Source organism: Pseudomonas sp. TE3910, from assembly GCF_056279025.1.
Genome location: NZ_JBWBQN010000001.1, coordinates 1,536,542 through 1,552,870, shown reverse-complemented (window position 1 = coordinate 1,552,870; position 16,329 = coordinate 1,536,542). Strand labels below are relative to the sequence as shown.

Annotated in this window: 22 protein-coding genes and 1 pseudogene; all 23 read right to left on the bottom strand. The window is 60.8% G+C overall.

Annotation, left to right across the window (positions count from 1 at the left end; translation table 11 throughout):
* Positions 1 to 5: 5 nt before the first annotated feature.
* Positions 6 to 2,600, bottom strand: coding sequence for a phage tail tape measure protein (locus ACZ9H3_RS06855; RefSeq protein WP_476220184.1), 2,595 nt, complete (start codon positions 2,598 to 2,600; stop codon positions 6 to 8).
* Complete coding sequence (locus tag ACZ9H3_RS06850; protein ID WP_115087735.1) at positions 2,590 to 2,712, bottom strand: GpE family phage tail protein; 123 nt, start codon at positions 2,710 to 2,712, stop codon at positions 2,590 to 2,592. Before ACZ9H3_RS06850 ends, ACZ9H3_RS06855 begins: the two co-directional genes overlap by 11 nt.
* 8 nt (positions 2,713 to 2,720) lie before the next feature.
* Entirely contained in the window at positions 2,721 to 3,047 is a 327-nt protein-coding gene (locus tag ACZ9H3_RS06845; protein WP_476220183.1) for a phage tail assembly protein, read from the bottom strand.
* Between the two features lie 57 nt (positions 3,048 to 3,104).
* Positions 3,105 to 3,620: a phage major tail tube protein gene (locus ACZ9H3_RS06840; protein WP_476220182.1), complete on the bottom strand. Its 516-nt coding sequence runs from the start codon at positions 3,618 to 3,620 to the stop codon at positions 3,105 to 3,107.
* 47 nt (positions 3,621 to 3,667) lie between these two features.
* On the bottom strand, positions 3,668 to 4,840 hold the full coding sequence (locus ACZ9H3_RS06835) for a phage tail sheath protein (RefSeq protein ID WP_476220181.1): 1,173 nt from the start codon (positions 4,838 to 4,840) through the stop codon (positions 3,668 to 3,670).
* Between the two features lie 120 nt (positions 4,841 to 4,960).
* Positions 4,961 to 5,386 carry a phage tail assembly chaperone gene (locus ACZ9H3_RS06830; protein WP_476220180.1) on the bottom strand — a complete coding sequence of 142 codons (426 nt, stop codon included), beginning with the start codon at positions 5,384 to 5,386 and terminating at the stop codon, positions 4,961 to 4,963.
* Positions 5,383 to 7,008, bottom strand: coding sequence for a phage tail protein (locus ACZ9H3_RS06825; protein ID WP_476220179.1), 1,626 nt, complete (start codon positions 7,006 to 7,008; stop codon positions 5,383 to 5,385). The genes ACZ9H3_RS06830 and ACZ9H3_RS06825 overlap by 4 nt, the downstream gene beginning before the upstream one ends.
* Positions 7,005 to 7,613 carry a phage tail protein I gene (locus tag ACZ9H3_RS06820; protein ID WP_476220178.1) on the bottom strand — a complete coding sequence of 203 codons (609 nt, stop codon included), beginning with the start codon at positions 7,611 to 7,613 and terminating at the stop codon, positions 7,005 to 7,007. Before ACZ9H3_RS06820 ends, ACZ9H3_RS06825 begins: the two co-directional genes overlap by 4 nt.
* Complete coding sequence (locus ACZ9H3_RS06815; RefSeq protein WP_476220177.1) at positions 7,610 to 8,527, bottom strand: baseplate assembly protein; 918 nt, start codon at positions 8,525 to 8,527, stop codon at positions 7,610 to 7,612. The genes ACZ9H3_RS06820 and ACZ9H3_RS06815 overlap by 4 nt, the downstream gene beginning before the upstream one ends.
* On the bottom strand, positions 8,524 to 8,877 hold the full coding sequence (locus ACZ9H3_RS06810) for a GPW/gp25 family protein (protein ID WP_476220176.1): 354 nt from the start codon (positions 8,875 to 8,877) through the stop codon (positions 8,524 to 8,526). Before ACZ9H3_RS06810 ends, ACZ9H3_RS06815 begins: the two co-directional genes overlap by 4 nt.
* Positions 8,874 to 9,452 (bottom strand): phage baseplate assembly protein V, encoded by a 579-nt coding sequence (locus ACZ9H3_RS06805; RefSeq protein WP_476222715.1) that lies wholly within the window; start codon positions 9,450 to 9,452, stop codon positions 8,874 to 8,876. The genes ACZ9H3_RS06810 and ACZ9H3_RS06805 overlap by 4 nt, the downstream gene beginning before the upstream one ends.
* Positions 9,453 to 9,527: 75 nt before the next feature.
* On the bottom strand, positions 9,528 to 9,980 hold the full coding sequence (locus ACZ9H3_RS06800) for a phage virion morphogenesis protein (protein WP_476220175.1): 453 nt from the start codon (positions 9,978 to 9,980) through the stop codon (positions 9,528 to 9,530).
* Positions 9,973 to 10,497 carry a phage tail protein gene (locus ACZ9H3_RS06795; RefSeq protein ID WP_476220174.1) on the bottom strand — a complete coding sequence of 175 codons (525 nt, stop codon included), beginning with the start codon at positions 10,495 to 10,497 and terminating at the stop codon, positions 9,973 to 9,975. The genes ACZ9H3_RS06800 and ACZ9H3_RS06795 overlap by 8 nt, the downstream gene beginning before the upstream one ends.
* Complete coding sequence (lysC, locus tag ACZ9H3_RS06790; protein WP_476220173.1) at positions 10,494 to 10,757, bottom strand: Rz1-like lysis system protein LysC; 264 nt, start codon at positions 10,755 to 10,757, stop codon at positions 10,494 to 10,496. The genes ACZ9H3_RS06795 and lysC overlap by 4 nt, the downstream gene beginning before the upstream one ends.
* Positions 10,681 to 11,043, bottom strand: a pseudogene (locus tag ACZ9H3_RS06785) (Rz-like lysis system protein LysB); the annotation flags it as partial. The gene lysC and the pseudogene ACZ9H3_RS06785, both read right to left, overlap by 77 nt.
* A 277-nt stretch (positions 11,044 to 11,320) precedes the next feature.
* Positions 11,321 to 12,169, bottom strand: coding sequence for an N-acetylmuramidase domain-containing protein (locus ACZ9H3_RS06780; protein ID WP_476220172.1), 849 nt, complete (start codon positions 12,167 to 12,169; stop codon positions 11,321 to 11,323).
* Entirely contained in the window at positions 12,166 to 12,444 is a 279-nt protein-coding gene (locus ACZ9H3_RS06775) for a phage holin family protein (RefSeq protein WP_157193327.1), read from the bottom strand. The genes ACZ9H3_RS06780 and ACZ9H3_RS06775 overlap by 4 nt, the downstream gene beginning before the upstream one ends.
* A gap of 1 nt (position 12,445) precedes the next feature.
* On the bottom strand, positions 12,446 to 12,799 hold the full coding sequence (locus tag ACZ9H3_RS06770; protein WP_446443975.1) for a putative holin: 354 nt from the start codon (positions 12,797 to 12,799) through the stop codon (positions 12,446 to 12,448).
* 27 nt (positions 12,800 to 12,826) lie between these two features.
* Positions 12,827 to 13,036: a tail protein X gene (locus tag ACZ9H3_RS06765; protein WP_476220171.1), complete on the bottom strand. Its 210-nt coding sequence runs from the start codon at positions 13,034 to 13,036 to the stop codon at positions 12,827 to 12,829.
* Positions 13,036 to 13,500 (bottom strand): head completion/stabilization protein, encoded by a 465-nt coding sequence (locus tag ACZ9H3_RS06760; protein WP_476220170.1) that lies wholly within the window; start codon positions 13,498 to 13,500, stop codon positions 13,036 to 13,038. Before ACZ9H3_RS06760 ends, ACZ9H3_RS06765 begins: the two co-directional genes overlap by 1 nt.
* A 103-nt stretch (positions 13,501 to 13,603) precedes the next feature.
* The gene (gpM, locus tag ACZ9H3_RS06755) at positions 13,604 to 14,305 is read right to left on the bottom strand and encodes a phage terminase small subunit (RefSeq protein WP_476220169.1); all 702 of its coding nucleotides are present in this window, start codon (positions 14,303 to 14,305) and stop codon (positions 13,604 to 13,606) included.
* A 3-nt stretch (positions 14,306 to 14,308) separates the two neighbouring features.
* Positions 14,309 to 15,313: a phage major capsid protein, P2 family gene (locus tag ACZ9H3_RS06750; RefSeq protein WP_476220168.1), complete on the bottom strand. Its 1,005-nt coding sequence runs from the start codon at positions 15,311 to 15,313 to the stop codon at positions 14,309 to 14,311.
* Positions 15,314 to 15,343: 30 nt separating this feature from the next.
* The gene (locus ACZ9H3_RS06745; protein ID WP_476220167.1) at positions 15,344 to 16,201 is read right to left on the bottom strand and encodes a GPO family capsid scaffolding protein; all 858 of its coding nucleotides are present in this window, start codon (positions 16,199 to 16,201) and stop codon (positions 15,344 to 15,346) included.
* Positions 16,202 to 16,329: the final 128 nt, after the last annotated feature.

The following is a 16,329-nucleotide window of genomic DNA, read 5'->3' as shown; positions in this document are numbered from 1 at the left end:
GCGGGTTACTCCCCATCGGACAGCGCGCTGCGGCTGCGCGCTTGGCTAGTGCGGTGGATTTTTGCCACTTCAGCGGCGACAAGTTTGGCTAGGGCCTGCTCATCCATACCGGCTGATGGGTGGATGCTGAAGACCATCGGCGGTAGTTGACCGCTTGCCCCGGCGCCCTGTCGGGCAGTTGGAGCCGCAGACAGTGGCGGACGGTTATCAACGGTGATGCCTTGGGCGTTGGCGCCAATGGCGAACGCGCCGGCATCGGTGAGCTGCTTGCTCAGGCTTGTTACAGCACCCAGCGGACCGCCCTGGTTACCAGTCAAACCCTGTTCAAGACCGGCCATGGTGAAACCACCCAGTTCGGCGAACACCCGAGAGGGGGAGTGAATACCGAGCTTTTCCTTGAACCAGCCAATGGTGGACTCACCGACCCCGCTGATGGCTTCCTTGACTGCGCCTAGCTTGCCAGTAATACCCGAGATCAGCCCGTCGATAAGCATGCCGCCGAAGCCTGTGAACTGGGTCGGCAACTCGACGCTGAAGTAGTTCATCACTGCGGCGAAGGCACTGTAGAACATGCCGATCGGGCTGAAGTTGTTGATCAAACCGAGAATGCCCGTCAGTCCTGAGCTGAACCCTGCCTGGATCTGGGTCCATAGGCCGAGGAAGAACGCCTTGATTGGCTCCCAGTACTTGTAGATAAGGAAAGCCGCACCAGCTATCGCTGCGACGGCTATACCGATTGGGTTCATCAGAAGGGCGCGACCAATGAACAGAACGGCTTTGCCCACCCAGAGCAAGGCTGTGCCGAGGCCTTTGAACGCTGTCACGGCACCTAGGCTCTTGATGCCGAGTAGGGTCATGGCGTAGCGCACCATGGCGAACGGGCCGAGCATGCTGGCCAGCATTATGGAAATTCCACCACCTGCAGTCAGCAGTATGGCCAGACCAGCCGCTGTCTTGAAAATGGCAGCAGTCAATCCAGGGTTGGCACTCACCCATTCTTTGACCTTGACTGCGACCCCGCCGATGCCGTTGATGAGCTCCTTGAGCTGAGGGGCGATTGTGGCACCTATCTCGGCCATGGCGTTCGTCCAGCTACCCTGAGCGGCTTCTAGGGTATTGGTCAGGGTGCCAAGTTGCTCGTTGACTCGAGTTCGTAGGTCGGCCTGATCCTGCAGCTTTTGTTGCACCTCCTGGTAGCCTGCCAAACCCTTGTTCATCATGGTGTTGAGCACTGTCATGGTCTCGGAGTCGTCACCGAACAAGTCTTTGATTACGGTTGTTCGGTCCTCATCGTTCAGGACCTTGAGCTTCTCGATTTGGGCATAGAGGTTTTCAAGCCCGGCGAAGTTGCCGTCTTTGTTGGTAAAGCTGAGCTGGATTCCGCGTTTGCTTAATGCGGCGTTCTTGTTGACATCATCGACGCCATCTTTGTCCAGGCCAGCCTGGAAGATCTTGCGGTAGGCGTTGCCAGCTGCGCCGCCTTCCATACCGGCCTGGTCCATCATCACCAGCAAAGGCCCTAGCTCTTTGGCCGCTTCGATACCTGACTTCTTGATCACGCTCATGACAGGTGCGATTTTGCTGAAGCCCTGGAGCATGTTGGTCGGGTCAACGCCGCTGTAGAACCCACGTTGGATGGTATCCATCAGCGCCATCATGTCTTTTTCAGACGTGCGAGTCGCATCCTGCATCTTGGCCGCGAACTCGGCGGCTTCTTCCACGGGCATTTTCAGCTGGACGCCCAAATACGCAGCCGCTTCACCGGTACCACCGAGAATGCTCTGCGCACTCAGGCCCTGACGGCGCAGCATGGTCATCATGTTCTGGAAGTCAGCCGTGGTACCCGGCAGGCGATCGCCCAGGCTTGTGGCCAGGTCGCTGATCTTCTTGAAGTCGTCAGGGACTTGGCCTAGTCCGTTCATCATCGAAACTTTTAACTGCGTGGCAGCGTCTTCTGCGGGTGCAAAAGCATCGACCATCCCTCGTAACGGTTGGGCCATGGCGTAGCCACTCGCGAGCCCTGCAGCACCGCCTGCAGCCATGCTGCCTGCAACATGCTGGGCTTTCTCGAACTTGGCTTTGGCGGCTGCCGCCTGCCGTGTTTGGCGACTCAACGCCTCCATGCGGCTGGTCTGGGCGCTGATTGCCTGGTTGGTCTGAACGATGCGTTGCCGCAAATCCCGCTCATGTTGTCCGAGGTTGCGGGTGCTGATCCCTGCATTGTTCAGTTTGTTACGCATGCCCTGGAGCTGTACTTGCTGCTCCTGGTGCTGTTGCTTGAGTCGTGTTGCTTCGCGAATCGCGGCCTTGAGGTCACGGGTCATTTGCCGGGTCGGTACGCTGGTGCTTGCCAAGTCTTGGCCGAGCGACTTCACACGGTCGCGGGCAGCTTGCAAAGCGGTACCGGTTTGCTCGCTGGCTGCGCGCAGGGTGCGCCAGCTGCTGACATCTCGTTGTTGATCCTGCAGCACTTTTAGCTGGTCGCGGGAGTCCTTGAGCGCTCGGCCAAGCCCGATGCTGCCTTGGGTGATGGCTCGAATGGGGCGGGTGACGCGGTCGATGGCCTGGAGAACAACCTCCATCTTCAGGCTATTTGCCATGGGTTTGCTCCCAACGTGTGATGGCCCGTTCGCGCCAATCCATCAGCTCAGAAAGGGGCAGCAGATCCATGTCCGCAGGCCCCCAGTGAAAGACGATGGCCAAGTCAGCCATCGCATCGTCTACGCAACGAGGGCAGCTTCCCTGTCCGACTTCTTCAGCAAAAAACTGCCTACCGCCACACCGCACTGCAGTAGGTCTGCAGGGTCCATGCGGCCGATCTCGATGTCAGTCAGGGTCGGGGTGGTGATGCGCGGCAGGACCTTGCGCAGTGACAGCACGTCCATTTGGGCCAGATCGATCAGGCTGACCCCGCGCAACTCGCCGCTGACGGGCTTGCGTAGGGTGATGGAGGTGATCGACGTCTCGCCACGAATGATCGGGGTGTCGAGGGTGATGGTCTCTTCGTTGAAGTTCTTGGCCGGTTGGGCCTGTTCGGTGGTTTTCATGGGGTTGCTCCTTGGTGACGAAGTGGCCGCTGGCGGTGGCGTCGGCGACAGTTGGTTTTAGATGCCCAGGGCCTTGCGGTGTTCTTCGAGCCTGTCCTTTCCGTCAACCACGTAGATGAAGTTGAGCAAGTCGATCTCGATGATCTCTTCGCTGTCGACGGTGAGTTTGTAGTAGGTGAGGGCGGAGGTGATCTTGTGTTCGGTGTCTTCACCGGGTTCGGCGTCGCCGAAGTCCACTTCTTCATGGCGCCCACGCATGACGATCTCGACCGCGCTGACTTCGCCGGTGTCGTCACGCTGCACCGAAGCAGCGAATCGCAGTTGCACGCCATCCACACGTACAGTGCCGAATTGGCGCAGTGCGATCAGGTCCCAGCCGCCGAGGGTCCATTCCAGCTGTAGGCCGTCGTCGCTGTGGCCGAGGTCGACCTTGACTGGGCCTTCCATGCCGCCGCCACGGTAGGCTTCGAGCTTGCGGCCGAGAGTTGGCAGGGTGAGCGATTTGGCTACGCCCAGGTAGCTGTTGCCGTCGTTGAACAGGTTGAGGTGCTTGAGTTTCTTGGGCAGGGCCATGGTCGGGCTCTCCTACGGCGCGGCTGGGGCCGCGCGGGCAAATGGGGTCAGGCGTTGACGGAGGCAGCGAACTGCACCAAGTGGCGGTCGGTGATGCGCTGGCGCAGCAGCAGGTTTTCCAGGGGCGGTACCGGTGTGTAGTCGTAGTCCAGGTACAGCTTGCCGGCCTTGAGGGTGTCCTTGTCGTTGGCAGCCTCGTCGTACCAGCACTCGCCGCCCAGCAGATAGCCGTTGCGCACCAGTTCGCGCATCTTGGCGTTGATGCCCTCGACGATGTCGCGGACCAGGCTCGGGTGCATCGGCTTGTCGACTGCCCAGAAGTGCGCCTCAGCCATGGTGTCGGCCAGTACCTGTGCCGAGCGGGTGTAGTTCTCGAACGCGAACAGCGGGTCGTCTGAACAGGTACGAGAACCCCAGAAACGGAAGCCTTCGCGGCGGATCAGGGTGGTGACCTCGTCGGCGTTCAGCAGGCCGGCGTCAGTAGCGGGGTTCTGCAGGTCGAAGAAGATGTCTTTTGACAGGCCCGACACGCCGTTGACCGGCACGTTGGACAGGGTCTTGTGCCAGCCCACCTGCTCATCGAGCTTGGCGCGCAGGCCCAGGGCGCGGGCTACGGCAGTGGCAGGCTGCGCGCTGCTGGTGACGGTGTCCCAGTTGATGAAGTCGGGCCAGATCAGCATCAGTTCACGGGCGCCAAAGCCTGCGCGGTAGGCCAGGGCCTCCGAGACGGTTTCGCAGCCGAAGCAGTTGGCGTAGGCGAAGCCCCGCAGCTTCTGAGCAATGGCCACCAGTTCAGTGGTCACGGCCAGGTTGTCGAGACCTGGTACACCGAGAATGCGTGGCTTGACGCCAAGCTGCGCCTCAGCAGCCAGCAGCGCCTTGAGACCGGTGTACTGACCGGTTGGGGTGACGCCGCCGACGATGTTGGTGGTGGTTTCCGCTTCGGTTTCACCTTCGGCAACCCGTACCACGACAGTGACAGGGCTGGCCTGGTCGGCGATCGCGTCCAGGCTCTTGGCCAGGGTGCCCGCTTCACCGGCCTTGCCGGAAGCAGTGAGCACATCGGTCAGCAGAACGGGTTTGTTGAGCGGGAAGACGGTGGCGTCGGCATCCTGCGCAGTGCAGACCATGCCCACCACGGCAGTGGCGACGGTGCGAATGGGGCGTGTGCCCTCGTTGATTTCGAGGACGCGTACACCGTGATGATAATCGGTGGCCATGGAAGTGTGCCTGTGCAGTTGATTGACACTGCACAGGCTGCCGCGCGCGCGTCGGTTGCGCGAGGTGGTGGGTTTGTATACGGCGTATCCACAAACCCACCGGCGCGTCCTGGTGGTGAGCTATCGGTTCTGCTCAGCGATCCAGGCTGGTGCTATCGGTCGCTGCTGAGTATCGGGGAATGCCTCAGACTGCGGCCAGTCGCGCAGGTCCTGGCGGTAGGTCAGCAACGCTGTGAACTGCTCGGCAGTTAAGGTGGTAGCCTGCTGCATGTCCAGCTCGTCACGGTGGCGCGTAACCAGCCTGACCTGGCCATCACGCCACAGGCGCTCAGCGGCAGCCAATTCATCAACCGTCAGAACATGAACCGGGGGATCGATGAGGATGGGCAATCCCTCAGCATCATGGCCACGCACCTTGCCTGGAGCGGGCTCGCCAATTACCGCCAGAAAACGCTCATCACTGATTGGTACCGCGTCCGGTGGGGGGGCCACCGGCCCATCGACCAGATAGCAGTTCCCCGTTGTTTGGCTGTAGAGACGTGTCATTTACCTACTCCAATTACCTGAATGTTTGCAACTACACGGGCAGCTGATGAGTTGTAAGTGTCAGCATTTCCACCGTTAGGCGTAACGCCATTCAGATTGCCAATGGTCGGTGCAGATGAATGAGCAATGCCCACCGTCCGCACAAACGACGAGAACGCCAGTGGCCAGGTAAATGCCGCCGTTGCTGTTGTGGTTGTGCTGACCGATACCCACTGAATCAGGAAGCTGCCCAGCCAGGTGGGAAATAGAATGTAGCCGTTTTGGGTGAAGGAAGCCGCCCAGCCCCAGCGCATTTTCTTAGGGGTAACGATTGTCGCGTCGTCAACACCTGCGTCAACCTGTGCCTGAGTTGCAATCTGGTCAAAGGTCATCAGACGCGACCAGTAAATAGTGCCGATATTATCGTTCCATTGACCGACCCAAAAACGCCGGGTGCTCGCAGATACACCATTCTCAAACACGTAGTAATACGTGATGTCGTTACGGGCATTAATAGCAACAATGCCCAGCACGTTTGTAGCACTTTCAGGCGGCCCCCCAGGCGTTGCGTTATTCGCCGTCGCGCCGTAACCCACATAGAAACCCGTCTTGGTATTTCCGTTAAACGTTGGTAGGCCTGGCGGGTTGTCGGTGCCAATCCCCCAGCTATTGAGCATCTTCAATGCGAGCTGAGCGACCCTTAGCGGGGGCATGATCTTCGTATTGTCGATGCCTGCTTCGGCTTCGGCCTGGGTTGCCTGTGCTGCTCGCAGCTTCTTAGGCGTGATGATCGTCGTGTCATCCGTGCCGGTTGTGACCTGCGCCTGGGTCGCCACCTTCGCCCAGCCAAATGCACTTTCTGTAGCCTGTGTGACCACCTTAGCAATCGCTTGGAACACCCGTAGTGGCGTCATCGCCTTGGTGTTGTCAGTGCCTGCTTCAGCTTCGACCTGGGTTGCCTGCGCGGCACGCAGTTTCTTTGGCGTGATGATGGTCGCGTCATCCGTACCGGTTGTGACCTGCGCTTGGGTCGCCACCTTTGCCCAGCCAAATGCACTTTCTGTAGCCTGCTTGACCACCTTGGCAATGGATTGGAAAACTCGCAGCGGTGTCATGATCTTGCTGTTTTCAGTGCCAGCCTCGGCTTCAGCTTGACTGGCCCTGACTGTAAGACCATCCACATAAGCGCGGGTGGCAAGGACCACACTGGGATCGATTTTGAGCTGAACGTTGCTGGAGCTGCTCACAATCAAGTTCATGCGCACAACCTGCGTGCGGCCAGAGCCCTGTGTGAGCAACGGTTTGAACGATGGAGCGCAGTTGGCAATGGCTACCAGGTCGCCATCGAGGTCGTACAGGCCGATCTCTCGAATCCACCAGCCACCCACGTCCTCGGGGATAACCTGCTCGGCAATGATGATGGCGGTATTGCTCGGATCCACCTTCAACTGATTTAGCGGTGCGCGCCGACGTTCATTGATCAGCGCGGTTTGTGTGGCAGCAGGAATTGGGTCTGTGCCATTGGCGTCGCCAACCCCCATGTGCGTGATTGTCCAGGGGATGCCTAAAGCGTCGGCATTGGCCTGCTTGGCTGCCCCCACGTTGGTCAAGATGGCGAAGAATTGAGAGGTCTGGTCAATCATGAGAATACGTCCAGAGTGTCGATGGTATGGTCACGCCCGCCACGACCGATGCTGCCGCTGACTTCAATGTCTTGCAGCACTGGCGGGTAAACGTCGATTTCGTCGCCCTCATAAAGCGATGTGCATAGGTAAGAACGACCAGTCGACTCCAGGCTGATAGCGAGCCCGGTCAGGTGCCGTGTCAGCGGCCGAGCGTCATCAATCAACCAGGTGAGCTCCTGGTACATCTCTTCGGTGATACCGGTATCCAGCACGCCGATCTTCAGGGCAAAAGTCCCAGGCACGCCTTCGGGTACGGTCTGAAACCACTCAAGGACTTCGATCAAGTAGCCGAGGGGCTCTACGACTCGGCGCAGTGCACCGATGGTTCCTTTGCGTGAATGGATAAAAAACGAAGAGCGGATCGCCGAGCGTTTCACCGCCTCGGGCCAGCGGCTGTCCCAGCGATCGACTGAAAATGCCCAGGCTAGGTACGGCAGCAGGGCCACTGGGCAGCGGTCCGGGTTGACCAAGTCCCGTAGCGGGATCGGTACCCGTTGGAGTTGTGCTAGGGCCAGGGCCGCTTGCCGCTCCAGTGGGTTGGCATTGCTGGGCAGTAGGGTCATTGCTCCACACCCTGGGTAAGCATGATGCCTGTGCAGTAGGGCGCCTGGGCGCTGGTAGCATTTAGGTCTACCCAGTCTTCGAGCTCGACCTTGCGCACGCCTTCTACGTGCAGCGCCGCATGGATGGCCGACTCTGAGACCTGCATGCCAAGGCGGCGCCGTTGATGAACGTAGGCCAGTAACTTCTGCTCCGCTGCGGCGAGAATCGGTTCGGCTTCCGGGCCCTGAGTCTTCAGGAACAAGCTGGCTTTGACCTGGTACGGCAAGATTTCGGCGCCCTGGACGGTCAGACGATCGGCAACCGGTCGGCGGTCCTCATCATTGAGATAGGTACGGACCACGTCGAGTAGGGCAGGGCTGGCGGTTCCGTCGCCAATAATGGATTGAATTGTGACCACTACGACAGCCGGTGATGGGCTATCGGCGGAAGCGTCGGCGACACGACCATCAGCGCCGCGGGCATGGAAGATATAGGCGTTTCGCGGTCCAGCGGTACTCAAGCCCTCGAATGCCATCTGTGCGCGCTCGCGCAGGGCATCGTCAATTTCCTTTTCTTCAGGGATCGGCGGCACAGCCTTTGGATTGGCTTGGCGAATCACCAGGCGTTTAACGTTGAAGTTGGCTGCTATTTGGTCAAGGTCATTGCGACGGGCCGAACTGAGCATGACAGCGAGCGATGCCTCGTTGACCCGCTGGCGCCAAACTGTCTCGCGGTAAGCGCTTTCTTGCAGCAGCTTGGTTAACGGTTCGGATTCCAGCTCCAGGGTGGCGGCAATCGCTGCCTGTTGCTCTTCTGGCCAGAGGGTTACCGCATAGGCCTTGCGCTCGGCGAGAAGCTGCTCATAGTCGATTTGCTCGACCACGTCGGGCTGCGGCAACTGAGACAGATCAATGGGCGTGAATATAGTGGTCATGCGGCAGCCCCAAGGGTGAGTGGAACGCGGAGACTGAATGGCTCGTTTGAATCGGTGAGAGCGCCTTCCACGTCAAGGATTGCTTGGCCTTGGATCTCGCCCAGGCTGAGCTGGACGCGGCTCAGCCGAATACGCGGCTCCCACCGCATCAGCGCGGTTGCGGTGGCGGCGTAGGCCTGCAGGCGCGTGGCGCTGTTCAGCGGCCAATCAATCAGGTCGACCAATTGGCTGCCGTACTCCCTGCGCATGACGCGGCTGCCGAGCGGTGTGGTCAGGATGTCGGCAATCGACTGCGCCAGATGCTGGCGATCGGCGATGGTGCGGCCGGTGTTGGCGTTCATGCCGATCATGGGACAGGCGCTCCAGAGGTGCCCGGCCCGGACATAACGCCAGAGGTGCGGTGCTTGACCAGGCTGATGCCATTGGCTCCGGCGACTACGTCCTCGGACACGGTGACCTTGCCGGTTACGGTCTGGTTGCCCTGCTGGGTGTAGTCACCGGTGTGATGGATAGGGCCGACGATGTTGATGCCGCCAGTGCTGGTCAGATCGGTGACGCCGCCCTCTGGCAGGATGGCGCGCAGGTGGTGGGCGATGCTGTCGTACTCGATCACCGCGCCATCGCGGTACGTGCGGCGGTGTAGGCCTTCACGGTCGCCGTTGGCGGGGATCAGGTCACTGAACAGGCCGGTGATCGCTATGCCCTGTGCGAGTAGCCCCGATGGGCTCAGCAACACAACCTGTTCGCCCACAGTGGGTGGGTCCCATTCGCGATCGGCACCGGCGCGCAGGCTCAGCCACGGGCGCCAGGCGGTGACGATATTGCCGCTTTTCACCTTTACGCGGGGCGGCTTCATCTGGACCGCTTCGACAGTACCGAGGCGGACGAGGTTTTCGATGAGGCGAGCGAGTTCGGCGATGTTCATGCCGGTGATGCTGCGATGCGCGCGCGTGAAGCGCACGGTGCGCGGCTTGTAGGGGGCTTCGATACAGCGACAGGCTTAGCGGGTGAGGTGATCGAGCAGGCGGTCACGGATCAGTTCGAGGTCCTGATCGCTAAAGCCCAGCAGCTCGCGGCGTTCGTATTGGACATCGGCCACACCCTTGCCCGGGCGATCGCGCAGACCCTCCTGATGGACGCGGGCAATCCGTGCCGTGCGCGCCAGGAAGCCGATAGCGATCGAGTTCGGTGTGCTCTGTAGTTTCAGGTGTTTGGCCTGGCGCAGTTTGGTGAACATCTGCCGCTTGATCCGCCCGGCCTTGCCCCGCAGTTGGCGCGGCTTGCGCTTGGCGTAGGGCGTTCCGTCTGGATTGCGTTGCGCCCCGATGCGCTGTTGCTGGTTGCGGCGCAGGTCCCGGGCAATCTCCTGGTTGAGCTTGCGGCGGGCGCCAGGCTCCAACTTGGCGAGCAGGACGCCGGCCCAATCTTCCAGGGCGTGGAGGTTGTCAGCCATGACGGTGTGGGTGCGGGCTGGTCATATCGCCGCCGTCCTGGTTCGTGCTCTGCCATGCGGCGATCAGGGAGTCACCGGCGTACAACTGCCAGTCACCGGCCGGCAGGTACGGTTCAAGTTGAGGCTCGTCTGGGTGGCTGACTTGCAGGGTGCCGTTGTCCTTTTTCTTGACGATAACCCGTTCCGTGAGCGGGATCTCGATCGAAAGATCGACCTTGCTGTTGTCCAGGATGTCGGCCTCAAACTTGATGGCTTCCTTGCCCTTTTCCAGGTTGGCGAGCAGCTCATGCTGGTTGACCATCAGCCAGGCCAGTAGCGGGATCATCAGGGCGTCCGGGTGCCCAGCAAAGTCGGTCAGCATCACGTTCAGGGTGTACGCGTACTCGAATGAAAGACCCACCGCTGCGGTGCTTCGGACGGTACCGTTGTCTATGAACACCAGTAGGCGGTCGGGGTCATTGCGCAGCTCGGGCACGGCGGCGAGCAGATGATTGCGCAGGGAATCGGGCTTGTTCATGGTTGCTTGGCTTCCTGCTGGACCTGATAAACCGTATCGACCTGGGCCGCGCAATCGGCCCATGCCGCCTCTACCGCTTCCACGTCACGGAGCAGCGCGCCATTACCGGTCGGTTTCGCTGCTGGCAGGCTGCAGGGCACGACGACTGGACAGCCACTGACGATAACTTGCGGTTCCGGTGATGGCGGGGCGTTCGCGCAACCGGCGAGCAGCAACAGGCAGAGGCTGGCGGGACCAATCGGCGAGTTCAGCGTTTTCATGTTCGAGCTCCTGGATCTGGTTGAGGCTGTCGGCTAGGTCCTGGCGCAGCTGGTTCTGGGTGAGCCGCAGGGAGGTTTGGGCGGCGCGCTCGGCCTGCACTTCGCCCCCAAGACGGACGATAGTGGTGGCTTGACGGTCGCTGCGTTCCTTGAGCGTTTGCAGGCGCTGTTCGGCGTTGGCGGATTTGGATTTCTCTACCTGGAGGCGCTGATGTTGCCCCCAGAACAGCAGGGCCAAGACAGCTGCGGCTGCAACTGCCAGACCCAACTGGCGCAGTGTGTTCATGCCCTGTACCAGCCAGCGACGTTCATGGTCGCTTCGTCCAGCAGTTGCACCGGTCCTATAACCACCATTGGAGGCCCGGCCAATATGGTGCACAGAGCTTTGAAAAGTTCTTCTGCCTGCTCGACGCTAGTTTCTGCTGGGAGTACCAGGACATCTCCGCGATGTGCACGAAGCAGCACCATTTTTTGCAGCAGCTCGCTGTAAGGAACCGACCCACCAGGGTTCTGTGGTGGTTGGGCTATTGCCCCCGCTACTTCGCGCGGTTGGTATCCGCCGGTCATGCTGCCACCTCGCTGCAACCGCACGCGGCGTGCCGTTCGTAAGCCCGTTCGAGCTTCACGTCATAGAGATTTCGGGCATACGCGGGGCCGTTGTAGAGCTTGGCGAACTGGGCCCACTTCTTGCCCTTGAGGGCTTTGTGCAGCGCAGGATCGGCTTCAATGAAGCGGATGAAGGCATCGAACTGCTCGTTTTCGTCCTGGGACATTCGGCTCACAAAGTCCACCAGACTCGGATACCCCAGACGCTCCCAGTGGTAACCCATGATCTGGAAGGCGCCCCAGCTGGCTGACTCGTCGGCGCATTGGGTATCGAGCATGCGGGCTTGCGCCAAGCGCTGGTGCTCGCCAGGTCCGCCGATGTAGCCGCCATATCGAGGGTTGACCAGGTGCGGATACAAGGCGGCCAGTTCATCGGCGTGACGCTGCAGCTCGGCCACGTTGTCGTCCTCATGCCGAGGCAGCGCCAGGCGCTCGTACATGACGTGCCGCTCGAAGAGGATCTTCGGTTTGCCATTGGCCAGGAAGCCCTTGCCCTGACTCTCCACCTCGTTGACGGCATAGATCGAAGCGAGCTCAACGTCCAAACGCTTGGCACCGGCCAGCAAGGAGGCATTGCCCAGGAGCAACCGACAGTCACCGCCGAGCAGCGCAGATTGAGTTTTCTCCCCGGCAATACCATCGCCGACCAGGCCAACGCGGGCCTGGAAGGCACGCACGGTCTTTTCGGTGGCGTCGCCGAAGTCACCATCGACGGCCAAGGTTGGCTTGGCGCCGGCCTGATTGAGCTGTTTTTGCAGTTGGCTAACAGCTTGGCCACGGTCACCGTGACGTAGGGTAGGAGTCATACGCTTGGCCTCAACAGGGCGGCAACGTTGCCGCGCGATCGATAAATCAGTGTGCAGAGCAGCACGGCGGTAACGGCTTGCCACAGGCTGACTGGTGGGCGGTACAGCAACAGCTCAAGCCCGCACATGCACAGCGCGGCGCCGAACAGGCTGGCCAGTAGCGAAATTCCGCGCCGGTACCGGGCACTGCCTCGGCTGTAACAGGCCAGCCGCAGAGCACCGAGCAGGTAGGCGCTGGCAGTGATCAGCGGAATGATCAGCGTGATGATGGACATTTCAGCTCCCCCCTCTGATGCGGCGCAGGATCTCGAACAGGTCTGCCTGCTCGACCCAGAGCATGGCCTTGATGCTGATCGGGATAACGATCAGGGCACAGGCAAAAGCGGCACCTCCACTGTTGATGATCGGCGCGAGCTTCAACGCCACCGGCGCGAACAGATAGCCCACGCCAGCCGAAAGCAACAGCGAGCCCAGCCGTTGCCAGGCCTTGAGATCGCGCTTGATACTGGTCACCAGCCAGGCACCGAGGATGGCGCCGAACAGCGCTTCCCCATCGATCAGCGGCACAGCGGTGGCCAGGCCAAGGCCCATCAGCAGGCCGGTAATAGAGCTGGAAGTCGGGTCAGCCATGGCTCGGGGTCCTTTGATTGGCGGCGGTCAGTCCCATAGGTTCACCACCTGGCGTTGTTCAACTTGCGGCGCGGCATCGGGCAGGGTGACCTGTGTGCCGTGCGGAATAATGGGGCCGTGGTCGGCCAGGCCGGGGTTGGCGTCGAGGACGGTCTCGGTGACGCCAGCGGTGCGACCGTAGTAGCGCCAGCAGATGGCGTCGACGGTGTCGCCTTGATTGGCGATCACGGTGGCCATCACAGCAGTTCCACAGTGGTGTGGCTGATACCGAGCAGTGAGCGCAGGGCCTTGCGGGCATCTCGACGCAACTGGTCGGCGCTGGTTTCTTCCTCGGTGACTTTCTTCTCGCCGCTGTTGGTGGCGTCGAAGCTGCTGTAGCGTTCCACCAGCTCGGCCAGGGCGTTGCAGTAAATGACTCGACGATAGAGGTGCAGCTTCTGGCTTTCGTCCTTGATCTGTTCCGCCGGTACTTCAGCCAGACTGCTGAAGCCTTGGGCGATATGGGCATCACGGAAGCCGGCAAGCTCCCGGTTGGCCTCGATCATGGCATTGACGGCGGCGACCTCCAGGCGGTCGTCGGTGACGGAGTTGGTAATCCGCATGGCAGCGCGCAGGTGCTGGCCGTTGATCTCTGGCCAGAAATCACCATTGCTGATCGGGAAGGCGGTAGTTGGAATACCGCCGGCAATGAATCCGCTCATGCTGGTCGCTCGAATAGGTCGGCGGTGGTCGGGACTTCACAGCTGGGTCAAGGAGTAAACCCGCTGATCCGCCCCGAGCCGCCGGGTGCGTGGGGACGCTCGGTTAGCTGGCGGGGCCAGCGTGTTTCTTGAGGAGGCGCTCGGCGCGCTCCAGGTCTTTCTTGCCACCGCAGCTGCTGTTCAGTTCGATCGCCCGTTTGAGCAGGTCGATGCCGGCTTGCAGCTGACCCGGTTGCCCGGGCTGCTCGTCGGTGATGCCCTCCAAGGTGGCGCGACCAAGGGCCAGGACCAGCTTGGCGCGGGCCTCGTCGGGCATATCCTGGTCTTCGGTCAGCACGGCAGTGGCGGTGAGTACTTCCAGTGGGAAGGTGCCGCCGGCCTTTTGCGCTTTAAGCGCCGCGGTAGCAACTTCCTCGGCCACTAGGCAGCCGGTGGTGCGGTTGAAGCGGTCCGGCATCAGCAGGCTGTGGCGCAGGACGTATTCGGCGACCTGCAGACCACCGGTGAAGTCGCCTGCGTCGAAACGCCAGACCATCAGGGTGGTGAGCACATCGTCCTGAGCGCCCTGGCCAGCCGAGAGCACGCCATCAACGTAGGGCACGTATTCCGGCAGCATCTCGGCCTTGAGCTTCGCCTTGCCCTCCTGCGACTGCACTTGCTTCAGACGGAATTGGTCCTGCTGCAGCTTGGCCAGCATCACCTCGTAACCGGTGGCGCCATCCATCAGGGCGGCAGGGGCGACGGCTGCCGCCTCCTGAGCTGCGCGCTTGCGCAGCTGGTTGCGTTGGGCAAGGGTCAGAGCCATGACTTACACCCGCTCGATGTTTTCGACCAGGGCGACGAGGCCGAGGTCTTCGATGACGTAGTCCTCGTTGGAGGACTGGTAGTCCGCTACGCGGTCACGCTCCGGCTCATCTTTCAGGTGACGGCGGCGGGCGCCGGTCTGGACGTAGATCGAAAGGTTGGACAGGGTGGTGATCAGTACGCCGCCTTCGATGAAGAACGGTGCATCCTCGATCGGCAGGTTGCCCAAGCGACCCTTCTTGATGACCTCGTCGGCGGCGTTTTCTTCCTGGTTGGAGGCGGCACCTTTTTCGACTGCGGCCAACTGCTTCTCATGCAGCAGGGCGCGATCAACAACCACGACAAGGTCTGGCCGTTTGCGGTGCCATGGGTCAAGCATCTGGATTGCGTCGAAGACCAGGCCGTCGAGGGTCTTGTAGTCGCCGGTGGCGCCGATGGTGACTTTTCCAGGGGTGGCGCCTTCGTCCAGAACGCGCTCAGGGGCCACTTCACGGATTTTCTGCAACCAACCCTTGTTGACGTCCTGCAGCAGGGGATTAGTCGCCAAATCAGTGGTCACGGCAGCGCTGGTGCCGTTGAAACCGATCATGATGCGGTCCAGACCCTGGCGTTCAGCGATGGAGCCGGACAGTTTGACCTGGAAGTCCGGGAACTTGGCCCAGGCATCTAACAGGGCGTAGGGGAATGCAGTGTCGAAGTCGGTTTTCTTGCAAGCGTAAGGGCACTTCTTCATTGCGCTTACGTCGCGAGGATTGCGGGCGTTCTGCGAGGTGTTGGTGCGGCTGGCGGTCGGGCCGTTGACGCCGAGCAAGATGGCCTCGCCAGTTTGCTCATCCACTGAAATGATGTTGACCTTTTTCAGGAAGTCATTGGACTCCTGGATGGCGCTTTCCAGCTTTTGGTGCGGGGTTGCCGCGACGGTGAATTTTTCAGTGGCCGAGGCGACGTCGTTGATTTTGGCCTGTTGGGCCAGGTAACCGTTGAAGGCAATTCGAGTTTCTTTACGCATGGTGTGCTCCGAGTGGGCGACGGTGTTGTGTCAGAAGTCAGTCAGTGCTTGGCCAGCACCACCGGTGGCGACTGGGCGCTTCTGGCTGTGGTCTTCGGTATCACCCAGGCGTTTGATAAGGTCGGCGACATCGCCGGCCAGTTTTTCGTGGGCGGATTTCAGGGTCGCGAGCTTGGTTTGCTCGGCGGTGAAGGCACCGCCTTGCTCCTTGGCGTGCGAGGCTAGGGCTTCGACGGCCTCGCTCAGTTCGGAGAATTGGGCGTCGTCCCTGACGGTTTTGTCCTTGTTCTTGCCGAGGAGGTCGGTGACGCGCTTGAACAGGCCGGCGACCTTGTTCTCGCTGTCAGCCAGCTCTTCGAATTCAAGTTCTGCCTCAAGGGCTTCGGTGAACATGGAGGTCGCGGAGTAGTGGCGGTCCTTGAACGGGCTTGCATCCGGCTTCTGTGCAGAGAAGGCGAGCACATCGGTACCCAGGCTGGCGGGGGAGTCGGTAACCGCCAAGCCAACGATGTAGGCCTCACCGCTGTCGGCGAAGCTCTCGTCGATTTCGATGGACGTGTAGATTTTCTGCTTGGCCTTGTTCATAGCCACCAGATCGGGGGTTGGTTCGATCTGGGCAAAGAGGGCGAGCTTCTTCTGCCCGGCGATCTCAACCTCTTCGGCTTTGACGGCGGTTATGTCGCCATAAGCCTTGAAGGGGCTGTCCGGCAGCAAGCTACGGAAGTGCTCCAGCCAGACGCGGGCACCGTAGGTGTTCTGGCTAAAGTTTTTGGCGGCTTGTTCTAGCCAGGAGCGTTCGATTTTGCGTTTGTCGGTGGTGGCGCCTTCGACGGCCACGCGAAACCAGTTGGAACGGAATTTTTTGGCGGGTGCGATGTTTGCGGCCATGCGGGCTGTCCTCATTGCGGTGGCGTTGTGCCTGGCGATGAGGGCATGGTCGGCATCGCGCGATGGCGCGGCAATGTGGGGGAGTTGTAGCGGGGAGGGTTACAGCGCGCGGAGATAGGGCCACGCAC

What these genes read in the sequence shown, in the direction of transcription:
- ACZ9H3_RS06800 (WP_476220175.1), bottom strand. Translation starts at nt 9,980, where the DNA reads ATGGCTGACAACCTCCACGCCCTGGAAGATTGGGCCGGCGTCCTGCTC.
- ACZ9H3_RS06855 (WP_476220184.1), bottom strand. Translation starts at nt 2,600, where the DNA reads ATGGCAAATAGCCTGAAGATGGAGGTTGTTCTCCAGGCCATCGACCGC.
- ACZ9H3_RS06825 (WP_476220179.1), bottom strand. Translation starts at nt 7,008, where the DNA reads ATGATTGACCAGACCTCTCAATTCTTCGCCATCTTGACCAACGTGGGG.
- ACZ9H3_RS06810 (WP_476220176.1), bottom strand. Translation starts at nt 8,877, where the DNA reads ATGATCGGCATGAACGCCAACACCGGCCGCACCATCGCCGATCGCCAG.
- ACZ9H3_RS06820 (WP_476220178.1), bottom strand. Translation starts at nt 7,613, where the DNA reads ATGACCCTACTGCCCAGCAATGCCAACCCACTGGAGCGGCAAGCGGCC.
- ACZ9H3_RS06760 (WP_476220170.1), bottom strand. Translation starts at nt 13,500, where the DNA reads ATGAGCGGATTCATTGCCGGCGGTATTCCAACTACCGCCTTCCCGATC.
- ACZ9H3_RS06830 (WP_476220180.1), bottom strand. Translation starts at nt 5,386, where the DNA reads ATGACACGTCTCTACAGCCAAACAACGGGGAACTGCTATCTGGTCGAT.
- ACZ9H3_RS06845 (WP_476220183.1), bottom strand. Translation starts at nt 3,047, where the DNA reads ATGAAAACCACCGAACAGGCCCAACCGGCCAAGAACTTCAACGAAGAG.
- ACZ9H3_RS06765 (WP_476220171.1), bottom strand. Translation starts at nt 13,036, where the DNA reads ATGGCCACCGTGATCGCCAATCAAGGCGACACCGTCGACGCCATCTGC.
- ACZ9H3_RS06805 (WP_476222715.1), bottom strand. Translation starts at nt 9,452, where the DNA reads ATGAACATCGCCGAACTCGCTCGCCTCATCGAAAACCTCGTCCGCCTC.
- ACZ9H3_RS06750 (WP_476220168.1), bottom strand. Translation starts at nt 15,313, where the DNA reads ATGCGTAAAGAAACTCGAATTGCCTTCAACGGTTACCTGGCCCAACAG.
- ACZ9H3_RS06815 (WP_476220177.1), bottom strand. Translation starts at nt 8,527, where the DNA reads ATGACCACTATATTCACGCCCATTGATCTGTCTCAGTTGCCGCAGCCC.
- gpM (WP_476220169.1), bottom strand. Translation starts at nt 14,305, where the DNA reads ATGGCTCTGACCCTTGCCCAACGCAACCAGCTGCGCAAGCGCGCAGCT.
- ACZ9H3_RS06795 (WP_476220174.1), bottom strand. Translation starts at nt 10,497, where the DNA reads ATGAACAAGCCCGATTCCCTGCGCAATCATCTGCTCGCCGCCGTGCCC.
- ACZ9H3_RS06840 (WP_476220182.1), bottom strand. Translation starts at nt 3,620, where the DNA reads ATGGCCCTGCCCAAGAAACTCAAGCACCTCAACCTGTTCAACGACGGC.
- ACZ9H3_RS06850 (WP_115087735.1), bottom strand. Translation starts at nt 2,712, where the DNA reads ATGGCTGACTTGGCCATCGTCTTTCACTGGGGGCCTGCGGACATGGAT.
- ACZ9H3_RS06775 (WP_157193327.1), bottom strand. Translation starts at nt 12,444, where the DNA reads ATGTCCATCATCACGCTGATCATTCCGCTGATCACTGCCAGCGCCTAC.
- ACZ9H3_RS06745 (WP_476220167.1), bottom strand. Translation starts at nt 16,201, where the DNA reads ATGGCCGCAAACATCGCACCCGCCAAAAAATTCCGTTCCAACTGGTTT.
- ACZ9H3_RS06835 (WP_476220181.1), bottom strand. Translation starts at nt 4,840, where the DNA reads ATGGCCACCGATTATCATCACGGTGTACGCGTCCTCGAAATCAACGAG.
- ACZ9H3_RS06780 (WP_476220172.1), bottom strand. Translation starts at nt 12,169, where the DNA reads ATGACTCCTACCCTACGTCACGGTGACCGTGGCCAAGCTGTTAGCCAA.
- ACZ9H3_RS06770 (WP_446443975.1), bottom strand. Translation starts at nt 12,799, where the DNA reads ATGGCTGACCCGACTTCCAGCTCTATTACCGGCCTGCTGATGGGCCTT.
- lysC (WP_476220173.1), bottom strand. Translation starts at nt 10,757, where the DNA reads ATGAAAACGCTGAACTCGCCGATTGGTCCCGCCAGCCTCTGCCTGTTG.